This window comes from Bradyrhizobium sp. SYSU BS000235 (genome assembly GCF_049747295.1).
Lineage (GTDB): Bacteria > Pseudomonadota > Alphaproteobacteria > Rhizobiales > Xanthobacteraceae > Afipia.
Genome location: NZ_JBMHJM010000001.1, coordinates 976,472 through 994,874, shown reverse-complemented (window position 1 = coordinate 994,874; position 18,403 = coordinate 976,472). Strand labels below are relative to the sequence as shown.

The window sequence follows — 18,403 nt, the reverse complement described above, 5'->3', positions numbered from 1 at the left end:
AGGAACGTTCGATGTCCGCGAGTGCAGCATCGCCGACCGCTGGTGCCCAGGACGCAGGTCCGCCGGAGACGTTGAGCTCACGGCGGCTGTTCGCGTTCCTGATCATGGTGTTCGGGATGTTCATGTCGATCCTGGATATCCAGATCGTCTCGGCGTCTCTCTCCGACATTCAGGCCGGTCTCTCTGCGAGCTCCAGCGAGGTCTCGTGGGTGCAAACCGCTTACCTGATCGCGGAAGTGATCGCGATTCCGTTGTCGGGATTTCTGTCACGCGCATTCGGTACGCGATTGCTGTTTGCAATTTCCGCCTCCGGGTTCACCGGTGCGAGCTTCATGTGCGGGTTCGCCTCGACCATTGAACAGATGATCGTGTGGCGCGCTATCCAGGGCTTTCTGGGCGCCGGCATGATCCCGACAGTGTTTGCGTCTGCCTATACTATTTTTCCACGCAGCAAGATGCCGCTGGTCACGCCGATCATTGGTCTGGTCGCAACCTTGGCGCCGACCATCGGCCCGACCGTCGGTGGCCTGATTACGGATTTGATGTCGTGGCACTGGCTGTTTTTCATCAATGTGCTGCCGGGCGTCGGCATCACCATTGGCGTCTTGGCATTGGTTGATTTCGACAAGCCGAACTTCGCGCTGCTTGAGAGGTTCGACTGGTGGGGCCTGCTGTCGATGGCCGGCTTCCTCGGCGCGCTGGAATATGTCCTTGAGGAAGGACCGCAATACGATTGGTTTGACGACACATCGGTGTTCGTGTTCGGAATCGTCTGTGCTGTCTCGGCTATTTTCTTCTTTTATCGCGTCCTCACGGCGGAGGAGCCGATCGTCGATATTCGCGCGTTCACGGACAAGAACTTCGCGATCGGCAGCATTTTCTCCTTCTGTGTCGGTATCGGCCTCTACGGCCTGACATACATCTATCCGCGCTACCTTGCTGAAGTGCGGGGGTACAGCGCCGTGATGATCGGCGAGACCATGTTCGTCTCGGGTGCGGCGATGTTCCTCACCGCGCCGCTCGTCGGGCGGCTGATGACCAAGGTCGATCTGCGCTACATGATTGCGGCGGGACTGATCATCTTCGCCATCGGCTCGTGGCAAATGACGTGGATCACCCGCGATTTCGATTTCTATGAATTGCTGGTGCCGCAGATCTTGCGCGGTGTGGGCATCATGATGGCGATGATCCCCGTCAACAATATTGCCTTGGGCACCTTACCGCCGTCCCGGATGAAGAACGCCTCGGGATTGTTTAATCTTACGCGCAACCTCGGCGGCGCAGTGGGCTTAGCGATCATCAACAGCGTGCTTGATACGCGCACTGACCTGCATATCGTGCGCCTGCAGGAGAAGGTAACCTGGGGGAACGCCACCGCGACCGAACTTCTCAACATGCTGACGCAGAAGTTTCAGGGCGCCGGCAATGCATCGATGATGGCTCTGAAGCAGCTTTCCCAGATTGTCCATCGCCAGGCGGTAGTCATGAGCTTTGGTGATGCGTTCTTTGTGCTGACGGTCTTCTATCTGGGGCTCACCGCGCTGGTGATCTTTGTCAACAAGCCTAATATGGCCGGGCCACCGCCTGACGCGCATTGAGTGTCCGGCGCCGGCTACCACGTCGTCCTCACGCGTCTCTGAATTGACCTCCTGCCTCAAAGCAAGCAGATCGTATTGTCTGCACGGATCGTTCATGCTTGAACGGTGACATGGCTAGGACGATCGCCAGAATCTCTGATTTGCTTGTCCGGCGCGAGGCGTCCACGGCGTCAGCGCGCTGGATTGTTGCTACATTGGTGCTGTCCGTGGTGGCGTGGATTGGGGGTCTGGCGATCCTGCTGGTTGTCGCCAATCGCACCCATGTTGACATCCCGCGCTTGCTGGCGGTCAAGCTCCCTCTGCTCAAAACCAATCCCGAATTGATCTTTGCAGGGGAAAGCCGCACCGCTTATGGCGTTGATCCTGTCCTGGCTGCTCAACTGCTGAGTCAGAAGCCAGGCTATGCCATCAACATTGGCTACGATGCAGGAGAACCGCTGGCGGTACTCGGGGCAGCACGGCTGGCGCCAGACGTTTTCGCCAAGGCGCACGTGGTTATTAGCGTCGCGCCGTTCATTTTCAACGATGGCGTACGTTCAGCCGGAGTTTATCCTCAGGATGTGGCCGCTCGGCTCAGTGTTGGTGAGCAATTGGTGTCGTACTTGCCGCTACGGATCGGAACATTGATCCGTTACATCCGTGAAGCCTTTGACGCACGGCTCGCCCAGCAGGAGCGGCTGGCGGAAACCGCTCCGCAGCCTGCAAATTACGGGCTCACGTATATTTCCCATACCCAGGCCGAGGGTAAATGGGCCGCCCGGCTAGGAAATCATCCGCACTATGCCAACTGGAATATATCGGGCGCTCGAGCTCGATATGAAACCAAGGCGCTCTGCGATCTCGCAAAACTATCGCGCAAGCTCACGGTTGTCATTCCGCCTTGGGCCGCGCGTTATGACCGCAGTTCCGATCCGGAGTGGCGGGAGCGAGAATCCGAGATCGTCGAGTTGGTGACCCGGGATGGCGCGCGCTGCGGATTCGAGGTTCTGAACATTCCCAGTGTGCCGGATCTGAGGCCCGAAAACTTCGCTGACGAGATGCACGTCAACGCCACCGGCGTCCCGATTTATACCCGCTATCTCGTCGAACAGCTCAAACGGTAACCCATCGCGCCATGCTGTTCAGCTCGTTTGCCTTTGTTTTTAATTTCCTGCCGGTGGTGCTGCTGGCGTTTGCCGCTGCACGGCGACACTCACCTCGAGCCGGCATTCTCGTGCTGCTCTGTGCGTCGCTGTTCTTCTATGGTGCCTGGCGTCCGGTCTATCTGCTACTGTTTCTGGCATCGATCGCCCTGAATTTTTCCCTCGGCCTGCTGATGGATGACCCGCGCCGGCGTCGCAACGTCGGCATGATTGGCGTCACCATCAATCTCGCTGCGCTGTGCTATTTCAAGTACACCAATTTCCTACTCGGCAGCCTGAACGCACTAACAGGGATGCATGTGCCGTTCGCCGAGATTGTGTTGCCCCTCGGCATTTCATTTTTCACGTTCCAGCAGATCGCCTATCTCGTCGATGTGATGCGCGGCGCAAAGGTCGAGCGCGACATCGTCAGCTACGTTCTGTTCGTCTCGTTTTTTCCGCACCTGATCGCCGGGCCGCTCGTGCATCACGCCGAGATGATCCCGCAGTTCAAACGGGGGCGGACCGGCCGATCGGCGATGCTTTGTGCGCGCGGGTTCTCGATCTTTGTCGCTGGCTTATTCAAAAAGGTCATTGTCGCCGATAACCTTGCACAATTCGCCACACCGGTGTTTGCGCATCTCGATGCCGGCGGAGGTGTCGCGCCGGAGTGGGCCTGGCTGGCGATCCTGGCGTATACGATGCAGATCTATTTCGATTTCTCGGGTTATTCCGACATGGCTGTCGGTTTGGCACTGATGTTCGGAATTCGCCTGCCGGTGAACTTCCGCTCTCCTTACAAGGCAACCTCGATCATCGATTTTTGGCGGCGCTGGCACATTACGCTGTCGCGCTTTCTGCGGGACTATTTGTACATTCCGCTGGGCGGAAACCGGCTTGGCGAGGTGCGTCGCTATCTCAACCTGATGATCACGATGCTGCTCGGCGGGCTATGGCATGGGGCGGGGTGGAATTTCCTGATTTGGGGCGGTTTGCATGGTGCTTACCTGGGTATCGCCCACGTGTGGCGTGCGATGCGCGGTGATCCCGAAAAGCGGCCTGCGGAACTGCGCCTACCTTTCTCCCAATTCGTTTCATGGCTGCTTACTTTCTCCGCCGTGGCCGTCGCATGGATATTTTTCCGGGCGTCGACCATTGGCGGTGCATGGCGAGCGTTGACGGGATTGTTCGGGCTGCAGGCCGAGCACGCTCCATTTGTGCCGTCCGGCGTGGTGCGTGTGTTAAACCTGCCAATTCTGGTTGGTGCAGAGGCTTCCTTGTGGATCTGCGCATGCGCCGTGACCGCAGCTTTTCTGATCGCCCTTTTCCTGCCGAACGTGCCTGAGATCTTCCGCTACCGCGAGTACCACCGCTTGCCGGAAACGACGACCCTCATTCGATGGCGGCCTGATGCGATCTGGGCTGGTCTCGTCGCGGTTGCCTTCGCGATCTCACTGTTTGGCATGTGGCAACGCATGGAATTCCTTTACTTTCAGTTCTGAAATCTGGAAACAATGCATCAACAATAAACGGGAGTGGCGATGAGTTTCATCACTGGCGTCGGGCTGACGCCGTTCGGGCGCCATGACGGCCGCTCGACCATCGATCTGATGAGCATGGCAGCTGAAAGCGCGCTCTCCGACGCCGAACTGAAGCGAAAAGACATCGACGGCCTGCTGTGTGGCTATTCCACCACCATGCAGCACCTGATGCTGGCAACGGTGTTTGCCGAGCATTTCGGGGTGCAGCCGGCTTATGCGCATGCCATTCAGGTTGGCGGCGCCACCGGGCTTGCGATGGTGATGCTGGCCCATGAACTGGTCGATGCAGGCGTCGCGAACAATATCCTGGTGGTTGCGGGAGAGAACCGCCTGACGGGTCAAAGCCGGGATTCCGCGATGCAGGCGCTGGCGCAGGTTGGCCATCCGCAATTCGAGGTGCCGCTGGGACCGACGATCCCGGCCTATTACGGTCTGATCGCATCGCGCTACATGCACGAATACGGCCTTCGTCCCGAGGATCTTGCGGAATTCGCCGTGCTGATGCGCAAGCACGCGATTGCCCATCCCGGGGCGCAGTTTCACGACCCGATCACGGTCGAAGACGTGATGGCCTCGCGCGAAATCTCGACGCCGCTCAAACTGCTGGATTGTTGCCCGGTTTCGGACGGGGGGGCTGCGCTTGTTGTCAGCCGCGATCCGACCAACGCGCGTCGCGTCAAGATCACCGGATGCGGGCAAGCGCACATGCATCAGCATGTCAGCGCGGCCAGGACGCTCACGGAGTTCGGAGCTGCGGTAGCAGTCGAACGCGCCCGCGCGAAGTCCGGAATCGCCATCAGCGATGTGAAATACGCTGCCATCTACGACAGCTTTACAATTACCCTGACGGTTTTATTGGAAGAGCTCGGGCTTGCCGGCCGGGGCGAGGGCGCCGCCCGCGCGCGCAATGGTGATTTCGGTGTCAACGGAGCGCTGCCGCTGAACACGCATGGGGGGCTACTGAGCTACGGCCATTGCGGTTGCGGTGGTGCAATGGCTCATGTCATCGAAACGCATCTGCAGATGACGGAGCGTGCAGGACCGCGTCAGGTGCGTGATGCGTCCATCGCATTGTTGCATGGGGATGGTGGGGTGATGTCATCCCATGTCAGCATGTTTCTGGAACGGATATCATGACTGAAGCAGCTGCGATGACCAACGCAACCGCGCTCGCCGATTGGACCGAAGGGGCCGAGGCCGTTCTCTATCAATCGTGCGATGCCTGCCGTCACGTCTGGTACTTCCGCCGGGCGTTCTGTCCGTCTTGCGGAGCGCAGGAGCCGCAAACCAGGCGCGCAAGCGGTAGTGGAGAAGTTTATGCGGCGACCATTGTGTGCCGTGCGGCGACGCCGGAAGCGAAAGCGCATGTGCCTTACGCCATTGTGCTCGTCGATATGGAAGAGGGCTTCCGCATGATGGCGCATGGCGACAATGAGTTGGTCATTGGCGACAAGATCGTGACGCAATTCCGCCCGTTCGCCGGTGTGCTGGCGCCTCACGTTGTCAAGAAAACGTAATAAAAAAATTCATATATGCGGCCTCCAGCCGCACACATCCGTAAGTCTCGCGGCTAAAAATTTGCCGCAATTATTGCATAAATATTCATCAGCGGATCGCACGGTGCAATCTGCATTGTTTGTAACGCGGGAGGATTCGCATGGATTGCAAAAATGCGTTGATCGCGACCCCGCGTATCTTCAGCCGCGCCCGCACCTTTGGGTGACTTGTCTGCCTGATTTGGCGACGTTCGTATTCGCCATTCATTCGCAAGCATGATCGCACGAATTCAAGCTGGATGAAGCTGATCTGGGCCGGGCTGTCGCGCCGGGTCCCTGATTATTTCCACACCGCGAAACTTATTCACGACGTCAGCGCGCGGCGACGCCGGCGCCCCGTCGATCGACATGGAGCCGGGCAACGCTGTCGTGCCCGGAAAGAACGATGACTTATTCTCATAAAAAGCAGGCCGCCATTCGCGCGGTGCTTCCATTCGTGTTTCAGCACTGGCGCAACCAGCCATTGCGCGGATCAATCGTTTGCATCGGCTTGGCCGGCGCAACGGTCGCCGACGTTTTCATGCCCCTGTTCGCAGGCCGTTTGGTCGATGCCGTTACGCTTGGCGCGACCGACATGGCAGCTGCACAGCATGGCGCGATGACGGCATTCGGCATCATTGTCGGATTGGGCTTCGTCTCGATGCTGCTGCACTTCATGGGTTTGCAGGCCATCGTGCCATTCACGTTGCGCATCATGTCCGATGTGGCGCGGAACGCATTCCTGCGCGTGCAGCGCTTTTCGACGGATTGGCACGCCAACACGTTTGCCGGATCCACCGTGCGAAAAATTACGCGCGGCATGTGGGCAATCGATCTGCTCAACGACACGCTCTTGATGGCGTTGCTGCCGTCGCTTGTCGTGTTGCTGGGGTCGACGCTTCTTCTGGCCTGGTTCTGGCCCATTCTGGGCGTCGCCATCGCCATCGGCTCGGTTCTCTATATCATCATGACCGTGCTGCTGACGACGCGTCATATCGCGCCGGCAGGACGTCTCTCGAATGCCTGGGACACCAAAGTCGGGGCCACGCTGGCGGATGCGTTGACCTGCAACGCCGTGGTCAAGTCCTTCGGCGCCGAGATGCGCGAAGACGAGCGGCTGGCCGGCGTCCTCGGCAAGTGGCGGCGGCGCGCCAACCGTACGTGGTTCCGTTACAACTATGTGGGGACGGCACAACTGGCCGTGCTTCTCGGTGTGCGCGTGACGGTGATCGGCGGTGCACTGCTGCTCTGGACCGCGGGGCGCGCGTCGGCTGGTGACGTTGCCTATGTGCTGACGAGCTATTTCGTGATCCACGGTTATCTCGCCGACATTGGTATGCACATCAACCATCTGCAACGTTCGGTGAACGACATGGAGGAACTGGTTGCCATCCACGATGAGGCGATCGGCATCGCCGATGCTCCTGATGCAGCACCGATCAAGGTCGCCGGGGGCAACATCGTGTTCGATGATGTGACGTTTCACTATCGTGGCCACGACACGCCGCTTTACGACCGGTTGTCGGTCAACATCAAACCAGGCGAGCGGGTTGGCCTTGTGGGACGCTCGGGCTCGGGCAAGACCACCTTCGTCAAGCTCGTTCAGCGTCTGTACGATGCGACTGGCGGCCGCATCCTGATTGATGGGCAGGATGTCGCGAAGGCGACGCAGGAGTCGCTGCGCAGTCAGATCGCCATCGTGCAGCAGGAGCCGATCCTGTTTCACCGCTCGCTGGCCGAGAACATCGCGTATGGACGGCCCGGCGCGAGCCTGGCGCAGATCGAGGAGGCTGCGCGTCTCGCCAATGCGCATGATTTTGTCATGCGTTTGCCCAAGCGTTACGACACGCTTGTCGGCGAGCGCGGAGTGAAGCTGTCGGGCGGCGAGCGTCAGCGCGTGGCACTGGCGCGCGCATTCCTTGCGGATGCGCCGATCCTGATCCTGGACGAGGCCACATCGAGCCTCGACTCGGAATCGGAAGCACTGGTCCAGGAGGCGATGGATCGTCTGATCCAGGGCCGTACCGCGATTGTGATCGCGCATCGGCTGTCGACGGTGCGGAGCATGGATCGGATCCTGGTGTTCGATCGTGGCCGGATCGTCGAGGAAGGTACGCATACGACCCTCGCCCAGCGTCCGGGTGGTATCTACCGCGCCCTGTTCGAACGGCAGGTGCTCGATTTGGACCGAATGCTCGCGGCAGAGTAATGTGACGCCGTTTACACCTAAGATTAACGGGGTGCGTCGCTGGCGCACCCCGTTTTTGTGCCTGGGTGCACGCCTTATTCCAGCTATAAAAAGCCGCTTATTGCTCTCAATCTCGGAAATTGAATTCGGATTTTCCGGCGCCAAGTGAGTCCGGCGCATGTCAAAGGAGCATCATCATGTTGTCGGCGGGCAGGGCTTTTCTTTATCTCTTTTGCGGTGCTTTTCTCGGCCTATCCTGGATGGGTGATGCTTTCGCACAGCCGGTCGGTGCAGGCTGCGTCATGGAGCCAAACGTGCTGACGGGGCGGCAGACCTTGCGCTGTGAACCCAATGTTACGATTGTTGCTGAAGGCGGCGCTCAATACACGCTTCTCGACCGTGACAAGAATGGCCGGGTCGATGGAGCGAGTGTTGGAAACAAGGCTATCCTAGTTGATGCGCCGAAGGCGCGGGGCAGGGCCGGCTTTCAGGTGATCACGCCACAGGCCATCGCTGCTGTGCGTGGCACGAAATGGGCCGTCGATGTGGGGGCAGGGAAAACGTCCGTCTTTGTTGTCAGAGGCAACGTTGCTGTCAGAAGGCTCTCAGCGGGCCGGGGTGTGACCCTCGGTCCCGGCGAAGGAGTCGATGTGGACACCGGGACTGGCCCATTGACGGTCAAGCGCTGGCCGCCACAGCGAGCCGCCGCATTGCTGGCGCGGCTCGGCCAGTAAGGACAGGATGAGCAGAAGGACGCTTCAAACACTCACCGCACTTGTGTTGGCAGGCCTGTGGGGCGCAGGTCTAAGCTTCATCCATGTGCGTGGCGACGCGTGGTTTCTCGATCGCATCGAAGCGACGATGACCGATCTACGGACGGTCGTGCGGGGGAAAATTCCCGCCCCCGATCTTGTCACCATTGTTGCCATCGATGACGAGGTGGTTCGCGAGCAGGGCGGTTATCCGCTTCCGCGCGCCGCACTCGCGAAAATCATCGACAGGATTGCGCGATTTGATCCGAAGGTGATCGTGGTTGATCTGTTGTTCGTCGATCCGGGTTCGGAAGCAGGGGATCGGGCGCTTGAGCAGTCCCTCGGACAGACGGCGAGCGTGATTGCGGGCGCCGCCGTATTTGGCGAAGGCAAGCAGTGGATCAGCGGTGACAAAGAGCGGCCGCTTGCCGGCGTGCCGAGCGCGGATCGGTTTCTATTGCCGCTGCAAAGATTCTCGGACCATGCTGCTGTCGGGGTTGTGAATGTCGCGACCGACCGGAGCGGAACGCCTCGCTTCGTTCCAATGTTTTTCAGGGCCGGCGATCGCGTCGAAGCATCTTTGCCGCTGCGTGTGGCGACACTTGCGGCAGCCGCGGACCCCGGCATCGAAGCCAACCGCCTGACGTTGGCAGGCCGCTCCATCCGCACCGATGTCAGCCATGTGCTGCCCCTGACGTTTTACGGTCCGCGCGGCACCATACGGACGGTCAGCGCCGCGGCGGTGTTGAATGATCAGCTCGCAAGCGATGTTGTCCGTGATCGGATAGTTGTGATCGGGGCGACGGTCACCGGTGGCGGCGATGTTTTCCCGACACCGTTCGATTCCGTGTTGCCCGGAGTGGAAGTGGTCTCCACCGCGATCTCACAGATCATGACGGGTGATGGAATTGTACGAGACCGCTCGGTGCGGCTTGTCGATGCGGGGATTGCGGTCGGATTGCCGATGCTGATCGTCGGGCTGCTTGCCTGGCGCCGCAGTGCGCTTGGCTTGATCACGATCGCTGCGGCCGTCCTCTTTTGGTGCGTGGTCAACTTCGTTGCCTTCTCGCGCGGCATTTGGATGAGCGCGGCGCTTCCCATGGCGGCGGCTATTCCTCCAGCCGTGTTGTTTGGCGGGGTGCAGATTTGGCAGGATCGAAGACGTGCGCAGTATTTCGCAACGAAAAGCGACCTGTTGCAGCAATTCCAGGCGCCGATCGTGCGCGAATGGTTGACCCTACATCCGGATTTTCTCGCGGAGCCTAGACAGCAAAACGCAGGGGTCGTGTTTATCGATCTGTCGGGCTTCACGGCCCTCACTGAAACGCTGGCGCCGAACGACACACGCGAATTGTTGAAATCGTTTCACGCATTGATCGACAGGGAAGCTGTTGCGAGCGGCGGCGTGATCACGAGTTTCATGGGCGATGGCGCCATGATTCTGTTTGGATTGCCGGAGCCGAAGGCTGAGGACGCGGCCAATGCGGTGCGTTGCTGCGTCGATCTCTGTCATGGTACCGAAAAATGGCTCGCTTCGCTGCCATCATCCACCGCTGCACGCATCGGCTTCAAAGTCGGGGCGCATTTTGGGACGATCGTCGCCTCACGGCTTGGCGGCGGAAGCTATCAACACATCACGGCGACGGGAGATACAGTGAACGTTGCCAGCCGGTTGATGGAGGTCGCCGCCAAACGGGGTGTCGAACTTGCGTTAAGCGATGATCTGCTTCGTGCAGCAGGTCCGGACAATGCGCTGCTCGTATCCGGTAGTTTGAGCGATCCTGTTCAAACCGACATCCGTGGTCGATCCGGTCTGCTGACGATCCATTTTTGGGACAGTGATAATCTTCCCGGCTGCGAGATCGGCTAGACGGGCTAACTCCGGACGCGAACGCGTGAACTGATCGCGACTGTGGCAACCACCGCTGCGGCAAAGAGCAAAATCTGCAGTGTGATCTCTTCCCCGTTGAACAAGGCCGCCAGCACAAACGTGATGAAGGGTTGCAGCAACTGCGTTTGCGACACGCGTGCGATGCCGCCCATCGCCATTCCGGCATTCCAGGCGAAGAAGCCGATCCATTGCGAGAAAAGCGCAACGTAAAGCAGCGCAAGCCACGGCTTAAGCGGGATGCCGGCGGTATCCGCAGGCATGGTCAGCGCCGCAGCCGGCAAGGAAATCGGCAATGCGATCACCAGCACCCAACTGATCACTTCCCAGCCCGGCATCGATGCCGTCAGCCGTCCGGAGAAGGCGTAGCCAATCGCGGCCGTCGCAACGGCCACAAACAACAAGACGTCCCCGATCGATAACGCACCGCCGCCCTGACGCAGCGCAAAGATGATGACCAATGCTGCGCCCATGGCGGATGCAATCCAGAACAGCGGTTTCGGCCGTTCATGCGTGACGAGAACCGCAACGAATGCGGTGGCGATGGGCAGGATTCCAAGGACAACACCACCATGCGAGGCATCGACGCTCTGCATCGCGACTGCCATCAAAAATGGGAACGACATGACGACGCAAACCATGGTGACGACAAGCTGGAGCCAGAGGCGGCGTGGCGGCAGGGGGCGCCGAAGGACGACCAGCAATGCGAGCGCACATAGACCGGCGATCGCCGTCCGCCACGCGGTGAGAGCGAGGGGATCGATTGCGGAGACGGCGATGCGTGTGGCTGGCAGCGTGCCGGCGAAGATGGCAACGCCGATAAAGCCAAGAAACAGGCCAAGCGGTTCACGGGAGGACGGGGTCGAGAGCGTCGTTGTCGAGGTCATGTCGCATGACCGTACCTGCTTTGCGGGGCGAGCCCGATAGCCAACACCGTATGGCAGGAATGACGAGCGAGTGTCCCGATTCCGAAGTTCGCACAGGCTTGCGGCTTCAACCGGAAGAATTTCAAATCCGCGGCGCTCAGGATGATGAGGGACTGCTTGAACTGGCGAGGGGTCCGGCGTGTTACGCCGAACCCCTCGTTGTGTCGCTCGATCCATTCACAGATCGCGCGTCTAGCAGGTATCAGCCAGCCTGTAAGCCGGGTTCTGTAGGGCCTGAATGGTTCGCACCAGACAGACGTGACGGCCATTCCTCTGGGACACAAGTTACCCTGCGCCTCAAGCAACCTACCCGGACAGCGAGCCTGACATCGCCCTGCGGAGTTATCGCCCGAGAGCGAACTTTCCGCGCTGCCGTCCCTATTCGGTTTTGCTCCCGGTGTGGTTTGCCATGCCGTCTCCGTTGCCGGAAACGCGGTGCGCTCTTACCGCACCTTTTCACCCTTACCCGATCCGAAGACAGGGCGGTTCAGTCTCTGTGGCACTTTCCCTGGGGTCGCCCCCGCCGGACGTTATCCGGCACCGTATGTCGATGGAGCCCGGACTTTCCTCCCCGGCGACCTTTCGATCCTTGCCGGAGCGGCCGTCCGGCCGACTGACGCATGAGGACATGATCGTTCCGGCTCGGCGCGTCAAGCCAATTGCTGGACGATCTACAGGGTAAAATAAATTATCCTGAAGATGTCGTTCCGCGGGCAGGCCGTTCGTCTGAGGGAACGGCGGATGTCGCCGGTTCAGTCCAGGGAGTGGCTAAGATGCAGTATTTGTTGATGATCTATCGAAACGAAGACGAGGTCGCAAAGATGACCGAAGCGGAGGCCAAGAGCATGACCGCGGAGTTCGGCACATTCACCCAGTCGATCATCCAAAGTGGGCACTTCAAGGGAGGCGACAGGCTGCATCCAGCCAGCATGGCGACGACGGTGAGGGTGCGGGATGGTAAGACACTGACGACCGATGGACCGTTTGCTGAAACCTACGAGCAACTGAGCGGGTACTACATGATCGAGGCCAAGGATCTCGATACGGCGCTTGGAATCGCGGCACGAGTGCCGGCGGCGAGGTTGGGCTCCATCGAGGTCCGGCCAGTTTATCAGATGTAACTGACGCGGAAGTCAGATGTCGCCGGTCGAGGTCGAAAAAATATTCCGCGACGAGTCGGGGCGCGCGCTCGCGACGCTGATCCGTCTCGTGCGGGATTTCGACCTCGCCGAAGACATGCTGCAGGAATCGTTTGCTGTTGCGCTTCAACGCTGGCCGGTTGAAGGCGTGCCTTTGAATCCGCGGGCGTGGCTGGTCAATGTCGGGCGCAACAGGGCGATTGACCGTATTCGCCGTCAGGCGAATTTTCGCGCCAAACAGGACCAGATCATTCATGAAACCGAACTGTCTCATGTCCTCGAGCCACTCGTGGACGAGGCTGGTCAGGACGTTGCGCTGAATGACGACGCGCTGCGACTGATCTTCACCTGTTGCCATCCCGCTTTCGCGCTCGAAGCACAGGTAGCGCTGACGCTGAAAACAATTTGCGGTCTGTCGACGTCCGAAATCGCACGTGCGTTTCTGATCAGCGAGGATGCCATGGCCCGGCGTCTTGTGCGAGCCAAGGAGAAAATCCGCATCGCGGGAATTCCATACGAGGTGCCGCAGCGCGAGCAACTTGAGTCACGTCTCCGCGGGGCCCTCACGGTGGTCTATCTTGTTTTCAACGAGGGTTATTCTGCGACATCAGGCGAAGGCCTTATGCGTCTCGACCTTGCGCGTGAGGCAATCCGGCTGTGCCGTTTGCTCGCTCAGCTCATCGAGGGACACACTGGCATCGGAGGTTTGCTCGGTCTGATGTTGCTGCACGATGCGCGGCGATCCAGCCGGGAGACGAGCGACGGCGATATCGTGCTGCTTGAGCATCAGGACCGCTCACGCTGGGATCAGGCCCAGATCGCGGAAGGGTTGCAGTTGGTCGAGAACGCGTTGTCGGTCCCGGGCCGGCCAGATCCCTATGCGGTTCAGGGTGCCATCGCAGCGCTGCACGCGCGTGCACCAAGCTTTGCAGAGACCGACTGGCCGCAGATCGCGGGACTTTATGCGGTGCTGATGCGGATTGCGCCATCGCCTGTGGTCGAGCTGAATCACGCCGCTGCCATTTCCATGGTCGACGGACCGGCGAAGGCATTGGAACTGGTTGATGCACTCGACGCGCGCGGCGCGTTGTCCGGCTATACTTTATTACCAGCCGTCAGGGCGGATCTGTTTCGGCGGCTGAAGCGGGTTGATGAAGCGCGCGCCGCCTATGCGCAGGCGCTTGAAGCAACCAAACTTGAACCGCTGCGCCGGCTTTATCTCCGGCGGTTGTCCGAGCTCAATTGAGAAGGTGACGGCGATCAGGCTGTCACGATTTCTTTCGGAAGCGCTGCGAGCAGATCGTCGAGTGTCGTCAATGTCGAGTAGTCGGCGATGCCGTCCACGCGCTCGGGCCGGAAGTGGCGCTGGAATGCTGCGACCACGTCCATTGTCGGACCGTCGTACTGGCCGGAGAGCGGTACGCCATATCCGAAGCTTGCGAGCTTGCGTTGCATCGCCAGGACTTCATCGCCACTGGCGCCCAACATCTTGTGCTCGCTGCGAACGATCGCCGTCGGTTCGACCCAAAGCCCGACGCCGGAATCTGCAAGAAGGCGCCACGGGAACTTCTCGCCGGGATCCTTTTTGCGGCCGGGGGCAACGTCGGAATGTCCAACAACGCGATGCTTGGGAATATTCCGGCGCAGCATAATGCCTTTGCATAGCGCGATCACCGCAGCGATCTGCCGCAAAGGGAAATCCGGATAGCCAAGGTCATGACCGCGGTTGACGATCTCGATGCCGATCGACCGCGAGTTGACGTCGGAGTCTCCGACCCATGATGACGTGCCGGCGTGCCAGGCCCGGGCAGCTTCCCTGACGCATTGCACGATGTTCCCATCTTCGAGCACGACATAATGTGCGGAGACTTCCGTGCCGGGGGTGCATAGCCGCACAAGAGCACCGGCCGCATCGGCCATGCCCGTATAATGCAGGACGATCATGTCAGGGGACGTGATGCCCTTGCGTTCCCCGTAATTCGGCGAGGGTGTGACGGTCGAGACGACGGACGAATCCGGCACAAAACTCTGCATGTCAGCTTGAAATCCTATTGGAAAGGGACGCTGACGCTTCGAATCAAATCCAACAGACGCAAACGATCCTTGAGTCATTTTGAGAACCCAAAGCAGGCAAGAGTAAGGGCACGTTCCGGCAATGAACCGCCAACGCGGTTCCAATTCAATCCACCGAACCACGTCGGGGCGCGTTTCCCCACAGGGCAGTGTGCATGGCACGGTTGCGCCAAATCATTGTGAAAAACTCAATTCGTGTCGTCAACGATTCCTTAACGATAACTGCCGCTACTGGAGGATTGAAGAGCCGCGTCAGGAATTGGGCGGCTGAAGTTCTTCGGTGCGCAAAACCTCATGGCTGGCCATAGAATCCCATGCGGAACCTCCAATTTGCGACGAGTTATCGCGAGCACCTCCGCGTTCAGAACGATCTGGGCCAGCCAACGAGCAAGCCTGGGATTGTCGGGACGGGACGCCGGCGAGCGCTTTGTTGCGCCTGGATGGCATGCGACCCAATTTCGCCGCGAGGGCTTTGATATGGCGTCCGATCATGAGCCTGTTCGCCACGTCCCGGTCCTTGGCCGCGACGCTGTGGACTACCTCGCTCCCCGTGATGGCGGGACCTATGTCGACGCGACGTTCGGGGCGGGCGGCTATAGTCGAGCCATTCTCAAGGTTCCGGGCACCCGGGTGATTGCGATCGACCGCGACCGGACGGCGATTGCCGGCGGGTTTGACCTGGTTGACCAGTCCAATGGCCGATTGACACTGGTGGAAGACCGCTTCTCCAATCTGGCTGACGTTTGCAACGCACAGGGGCTGAGCACGGTCGACGGCATCGTCATGGACGTCGGTGTGTCGTCCATGCAGCTTGACCAGTCGGAACGTGGCTTCTCGTTCCGTTTCAATGGTCCTCTCGACATGCGGATGGGGCAGGATGGTCCGACGGCCGCCGACGTGATTGCGAAGGCGTCCGAGACCGATCTCGCCAACATTATTTATATCTTCGGCGAAGAGCGACATTCGCGCGCCGTCGCGCGGGCGATCGTGGCCGCACGTCGCGAAGCTCCGATCACAACCACGCGCGCGCTTGCCGATATCGTGGCGCGGGTGGTGCGAAGCAAACCGAACGACATCCACCCTGCCACGCGCACGTTCCAGGCGCTGCGCATATTCGTCAACGAAGAGCTGGATGAACTGCACGCCGCGCTGGTCGGTGCAGAGCAGATGCTGAAACCCGGCGGCCGGCTGGTTGTCGTCTCTTTCCATTCGCTCGAGGATCGTATCGTCAAGAATTTCCTCAATGAGCGTGGCCGGCGAGGCGGCGGGTCCCGGCATCTGCCTGAGGTCGATCAGGTCGCGCCAAGCTTCGACATTCTCACCAAGCGGCCGGTTGTCGCCGATGATGAGGAGGTAGAGACCAATCCGCGCTCGCGCTCGGCGAAACTGCGCGCTGCGGTGCGCACTGCGGCACCCGCCCATTCCGAGACTGCAACATTCGACTGGCCGCAACTGGCCGACGTGATGAGAGGAGGCTGATCATGCGGATCGTCCACCTCTTTGTCATCTGCGCGCTGGTCTTCGCGGCAGCCTATGTCTACCGCATCAAGATGGACTCTACCGTGCGCACCGAGAAGGTGCTGCGGCTCCGTGCGGATATCCGTGCGCAGCGCGATGCGATCGCATCGCTTCGTGCGGAATGGGCCAAGCTGGAAGCGCCGGCCCGCCTGCAAGGCCTTGCCTCACGCCATCTGACATTGCAGCCGATCCAGGCGACCCAATACGACTCCTTGAAGAATCTGCCGCCGCGTCCGCCGAGCTTCGTGAAGCCGGGTGATCCCGACCCGATCGGTTCTATGATCGAGAGTGTCGATCAGGAAGCTCTCGTGGGCAACGATCGTGATCGGGACACCATCACGGGTTCGATCCCATCACCGGGAGGCAAGCGTTGACGGATCACGCTCTGCAAACCGCACGCCCGACGGAGCCCTGGCGGCAGCGGCTTATTCGCACGCTGCTCTATGGACGTAATGTTGATCGCTCCGCGAAGGCGCGCGCGCGCGTCGGCCTCGCGATGATCGCATTCGCTGCTGTCTTTACGATCATCGCGGGACGTCTCGTGATGTTCGCGGTGGTGGGCGACAGTCATGGCACACGCAGGACGGCCGCGCAGGATGCCATTGCGACGGCGCGCCCGGATATCGTCGACCGCAACGGCGCGATCCTCGCCACTGACGTCAAGACCCCATCGTTATTCGGTGAGCCGCGCCGGATCATCGACAAGGACGAGGCCATCGAACTCCTCACCGCGACGCTGCCGGACCTCGATGCCGGCGAGGTGCGCGACCGCCTGTCATCGAAGAAAGGCTTCGTCTGGCTGAAGCGCGAAATCACGCCGCAACAGCAAAAGGACATTTATCGTCTCGGCATTCCCGGCATTGGCTTCCTGCGTGAAAACAAGCGCGTTTATCCGACCGGGGCCGAAGTCTCGCATCTGATCGGTCTGGTCAACGTCGATAACCAGGGCATCGCCGGTATCGAGAAATGGCTGGACAGCAACGGCCTTGCTGACCTGCACCGTGCAGGCTTCGCCACGGATCGGCAGCAGGAACCGGTTCAACTGTCGGTCGATTTGCGCGTTGAGCACGCCCTGCGTGACGAACTGATGAAGGCCAAGGACAAGTTCCATGCCAAGGCCGCCTCCGGCATCGTGAGCGATGTGCACACAGGCGAAGTGGTGGCGATGGTCTCTTTGCCGGATTTTGATCCCAACAATCCGCGTGAAGCCAATGACCCGGATCGCATCAACCGCCTGACCACCGGCGTCTACGAGATGGGGTCGACCTTCAAGGCGTTCACGCTGGCAATGGCGCTGGATTCCGGAAAAGCCACGCTCAATTCGATGTGGGATGCCCGCGGGCCGCTGCACTACGGCAAGTTCAAGATCCATGACGATCATCCGCTGGGCCGCTTCATCAGCACGAAAGAGGTCTTTACGTACTCGTCGAACGTCGGCGCCGCGCGCATCGCGCTGGCGCAGGGCGTGGAGGCGCATAAGGCGTTCCTCGGCAAGATGGGGCAATTGGTGCGGCTGCGCACCGAACTGCCGGAAAGCGCCTCACCATTGGTGCCACGCCGCTGGGGTGAATTGAACACTGTGACCATTTCGTTCGGGCACGGTATCGCTGTCGCACCCCTTCAGGCCGTGATGGGCATCAACGCGCTGGCAAACGGCGGCTATCTCATCCCGCCGACCTTCCTCAAGCGCTCTGAGAAGGAAGCAATGGCTGTCGCCAAGCGCGTCATCCGCTCCGATACCAGCGAAAAAATGCGCTTCCTGATGCGCCTCAATGCCGAGGTCGGCACCGCGCGAAAGGCCGACGTCAAAGGCTATTACATCGGCGGCAAGACCGGCACCGCTGAAAAGGTCATCAACGGCCGCTATGCCAAAAAGCGGGTGCTGAACTCGTTCACGGCCATTCTCCCAGCGGATAATCCGCGGTACCAGCTTCTGATTATGCTGGATGAGCCGCAAGCCCTGCCGGAAACCCACGGTTTCATCACGTCGGGCTGGAACGCGGTGCCGACCGGGGGCAAGGTGATCGAGCGGATCGCGCCGCTCCTGGGAATCACGCCCCGGTTCGATTTGCCGCCGTCCGACCGCCTTATTCTTGCGACATCGAAGGATAGCCGGTAAGCGCT

At 60.1% G+C, this 18,403-nt stretch carries 15 protein-coding genes and 1 other RNA gene; 13 read left to right on the top strand and 3 right to left on the bottom strand.

Annotated elements, in window-relative coordinates; translation table 11 throughout:
- The first annotated feature begins 11 nt into the window (after window positions 1–11).
- From ACP0KA_RS04580 to ACP0KA_RS04545, 8 genes are all read left to right on the top strand, one after another.
- Window positions 12–1,598 (top strand): DHA2 family efflux MFS transporter permease subunit, encoded by a 1,587-nt coding sequence (locus ACP0KA_RS04580; RefSeq protein ID WP_424627657.1) that lies wholly within the window; start codon window positions 12–14, stop codon window positions 1,596–1,598.
- Window positions 1,599–1,708: 110 nt separating this feature from the next.
- A complete protein-coding gene (locus ACP0KA_RS04575; protein WP_424627656.1) occupies window positions 1,709–2,701 on the top strand; it encodes a hypothetical protein in 993 nt (330 codons plus the stop codon).
- Window positions 2,702–2,712: 11 nt separating this feature from the next.
- The gene (locus ACP0KA_RS04570) at window positions 2,713–4,221 is read left to right on the top strand and encodes an MBOAT family O-acyltransferase (protein ID WP_424627655.1); all 1,509 of its coding nucleotides are present in this window, start codon (window positions 2,713–2,715) and stop codon (window positions 4,219–4,221) included.
- A 39-nt stretch (window positions 4,222–4,260) separates the two neighbouring features.
- Complete coding sequence (locus ACP0KA_RS04565; protein WP_424627654.1) at window positions 4,261–5,397, top strand: thiolase family protein; 1,137 nt, start codon at window positions 4,261–4,263, stop codon at window positions 5,395–5,397.
- On the top strand, window positions 5,394–5,777 hold the full coding sequence (locus ACP0KA_RS04560) for a Zn-ribbon domain-containing OB-fold protein (protein WP_424627653.1): 384 nt from the start codon (window positions 5,394–5,396) through the stop codon (window positions 5,775–5,777). Before ACP0KA_RS04565 ends, ACP0KA_RS04560 begins: the two co-directional genes overlap by 4 nt.
- 424 nt (window positions 5,778–6,201) lie before the next feature.
- A complete protein-coding gene (locus ACP0KA_RS04555) occupies window positions 6,202–8,004 on the top strand; it encodes an ABC transporter ATP-binding protein (protein ID WP_424627652.1) in 1,803 nt (600 codons plus the stop codon).
- Window positions 8,005–8,180: 176 nt separating this feature from the next.
- Window positions 8,181–8,717: a FecR domain-containing protein gene (locus ACP0KA_RS04550; RefSeq protein ID WP_424627651.1), complete on the top strand. Its 537-nt coding sequence runs from the start codon at window positions 8,181–8,183 to the stop codon at window positions 8,715–8,717.
- A gap of 7 nt (window positions 8,718–8,724) precedes the next feature.
- On the top strand, window positions 8,725–10,605 hold the full coding sequence (locus ACP0KA_RS04545; RefSeq protein WP_424627650.1) for a CHASE2 domain-containing protein: 1,881 nt from the start codon (window positions 8,725–8,727) through the stop codon (window positions 10,603–10,605).
- Window positions 10,606–10,610: 5 nt separating this feature from the next.
- On the opposite strand, the gene ACP0KA_RS04540 is transcribed toward ACP0KA_RS04545, so the two are convergent.
- Together ACP0KA_RS04540 and rnpB are read right to left on the bottom strand one after the other, a co-directional pair.
- Entirely contained in the window at window positions 10,611–11,510 is a 900-nt protein-coding gene (locus ACP0KA_RS04540; protein ID WP_424627649.1) for a DMT family transporter, read from the bottom strand.
- A 237-nt stretch (window positions 11,511–11,747) separates the two neighbouring features.
- Window positions 11,748–12,166, bottom strand: an RNA gene (rnpB, locus tag ACP0KA_RS04535) — RNase P RNA component class A.
- 156 nt (window positions 12,167–12,322) lie between these two features.
- Here rnpB and ACP0KA_RS04530 point away from each other — a divergent pair.
- The gene (locus ACP0KA_RS04530; RefSeq protein ID WP_424627648.1) at window positions 12,323–12,670 is read left to right on the top strand and encodes a YciI family protein; all 348 of its coding nucleotides are present in this window, start codon (window positions 12,323–12,325) and stop codon (window positions 12,668–12,670) included.
- A 16-nt stretch (window positions 12,671–12,686) separates the two neighbouring features.
- Window positions 12,687–13,934: an RNA polymerase sigma factor gene (locus ACP0KA_RS04525; RefSeq protein ID WP_424627647.1), complete on the top strand. Its 1,248-nt coding sequence runs from the start codon at window positions 12,687–12,689 to the stop codon at window positions 13,932–13,934.
- A 14-nt stretch (window positions 13,935–13,948) separates the two neighbouring features.
- Here ACP0KA_RS04525 and ACP0KA_RS04520 read toward each other — a convergent pair whose 3' ends face one another.
- Entirely contained in the window at window positions 13,949–14,722 is a 774-nt protein-coding gene (locus tag ACP0KA_RS04520) for an N-acetylmuramoyl-L-alanine amidase (protein ID WP_424627646.1), read from the bottom strand.
- Window positions 14,723–15,238: 516 nt separating this feature from the next.
- Here ACP0KA_RS04520 and rsmH point away from each other — a divergent pair.
- Genes rsmH through ACP0KA_RS04505 form a run of 3 tightly spaced genes read left to right on the top strand, consistent with a single transcriptional unit; the run spans window position 15,239 to window position 18,398 of the window.
- Entirely contained in the window at window positions 15,239–16,240 is a 1,002-nt protein-coding gene (gene rsmH, locus ACP0KA_RS04515) for a 16S rRNA (cytosine(1402)-N(4))-methyltransferase RsmH (RefSeq protein ID WP_424627645.1), read from the top strand.
- Between the two features lie 2 nt (window positions 16,241–16,242).
- Window positions 16,243–16,653, top strand: coding sequence for a cell division protein FtsL (gene ftsL, locus ACP0KA_RS04510; protein WP_424627644.1), 411 nt, complete (start codon window positions 16,243–16,245; stop codon window positions 16,651–16,653).
- Entirely contained in the window at window positions 16,650–18,398 is a 1,749-nt protein-coding gene (locus ACP0KA_RS04505; RefSeq protein WP_424627643.1) for a peptidoglycan D,D-transpeptidase FtsI family protein, read from the top strand. The genes ftsL and ACP0KA_RS04505 overlap by 4 nt, the downstream gene beginning before the upstream one ends.
- Window positions 18,399–18,403: the final 5 nt, after the last annotated feature.